The 417-nt window shown below is 68.8% G+C and carries 1 pseudogene; it reads right to left on the bottom strand.

The features are described from left to right. A pseudogene (locus tag PA598K_RS31350) lies at window positions 1-188 on the bottom strand (hypothetical protein); the annotation flags it as partial. Window positions 189-417 lie beyond the last annotated feature (229 nt).

Genomic DNA, 417 nt, shown 5'->3' on the forward strand with positions numbered 1-417 from the left:
GTACCGGCAGCGGCGGCGGCCGGTCCGACGCCGACGGCGCGCACGTCGAACAGCGTGTCGCCCTCGCTCTCGCCAAGGCCGCGCAGCACGGCGTCGCGCTCGGCGGCGACGGCCGTGACGACGAGGACGCGAGCGGGGGATTGGGCTCCGGGCGCGCTGTCGGAGTCAACAGGTATCGGTTGGGTCATGGTTCAGGTCTCCTTGGGCGATCCTCCGTCTATCGCGGGGATCGGTTTGCCTCTATTGTAACAGGAGCCCTGCCCTAATTAAAAGCAGACCTACTCCCACCACCGCTTCAGCTGCTGCCACCATGACTGGCGCTTGCGCGTCTCGGCGTCGATGACGGCGCTGTTGTCCGGCGGCGCGCTCTCGCTGTCTGACTCGCCGCAGGCGATCTCGGTCGGCTGCGTGCCGGCG

The sequence above is a fragment of the Paenibacillus sp. 598K genome, assembly GCF_003851045.1.
Lineage (GTDB): Bacteria > Bacillota > Bacilli > Paenibacillales > Paenibacillaceae > Paenibacillus_D.